The sequence below is a fragment of the Bradyrhizobium sp. PRIMUS42 genome (assembly GCF_023006515.1).
Taxonomy (GTDB): domain Bacteria; phylum Pseudomonadota; class Alphaproteobacteria; order Rhizobiales; family Xanthobacteraceae; genus Bradyrhizobium.
The window spans coordinates 1-1181 of record NZ_JALBGZ010001192.1; the positions used below are offsets into that span (position 1 = coordinate 1).

General features: G+C 67.8%; 1 protein-coding gene. It reads left to right on the forward strand.

Features of this window, described 5'->3' with window-relative positions:
* The coding region (locus tag MOV75_RS38920) for a DNA polymerase IV (RefSeq protein ID WP_247008144.1) at positions 1 to 1181 on the forward strand (1181 nt) is incomplete at both ends.

Genomic DNA, 1181 nt, shown 5'->3' on the forward strand with positions numbered 1-1181 from the left:
GACCAGCTCCGACCCGGCCGGGCCCCGCTGCTTCTGCCGGGATTGTCTGGCCGATCTGGACATGGGCGTGCGGCGCTGCTCGGCCTGTGGTTCCCCTCGCCTCGTCCGCCACCGGGCGCTGTCGACGCTGAACATCGCGCATATCGACTGCGACGCTTTCTACGCGACGGTCGAGAAGCGGGATAGCCCCGATATTGCCGACAAGCCCGTCATCATCGGCGGCGGCAAGCGCGGCGTGGTGTCGGCTGCCTGCTACATCGCCCGCACCTATGGCGTGCGCTCCGCCATGCCGATGTTCAAGGCACTCGAAGCCTGCCCGCATGCGACCGTGATCCCGCCCGACATGGCGAAGTATGTTCGCGTCGGCCGCGAGGTGCGCCAGGCCATGCAGGCCCTGACGCCGCTGGTCGAGCCGCTCTCGATCGACGAGGCTTTCCTCGATCTCTCCGGCACCGAACGGGTGCACGGCATGATCCCGGCCAAGGTGCTGGCGCGCTTTGCCCGCGACGTCGAGCGCGACATCGGCATCTCCGTCTCCGTCGGCCTGTCCCGCAACAAGTTTTTGGCCAAGATCGCGTCCGACCTCGACAAGCCGCGCGGCTTTGCCGCGCTCGACCAGGAGGAAGCGCGCGCGATGCTCGCGGACAAGCCGGTCGGCTTCATCTTCGGCGTCGGCCCCGCCACGCAGGAGCGGCTCGTGCAGCGCGGCTTTCGCATCATCGCCGACCTGCAGAAGGCCGACGAGATCGAGATGATGCGGCAGTTTCCGAGCGATGGCCGCCGGCTGTGGCGGCTCGCACGCGGCATCGACGACCGCCGCGTCGAGCCTGATCGGGGCGCCAAGACGATTTCCAGCGAAACCACCTTCGAAACCGACATCCGCGATTTCGCGGCGCTGGAGAAGATCTTGTGGCGGCTGTGCGAAAAGACGTCGTCGCGCCTCAAGAGCAGCGAGCTCGCCGGCTCGACCGTGACGCTGAAGCTGAAGACCGCCGATTTTCGCCAGCGCACCCGCTCGCAGTCCATCGCCGCGCCGACGCAGCTCGCCGCGAAGATCTTCTCGATCTGCCGCGAGATGCTGGCCAAGGAAATCGACGGCACCGCCTTCCGCCTGATGGGCGCCGGCGTCAGCGCACTGCGCGAAGGTTCGCCCGCCGACGACACCGACATGCTCGACCGCC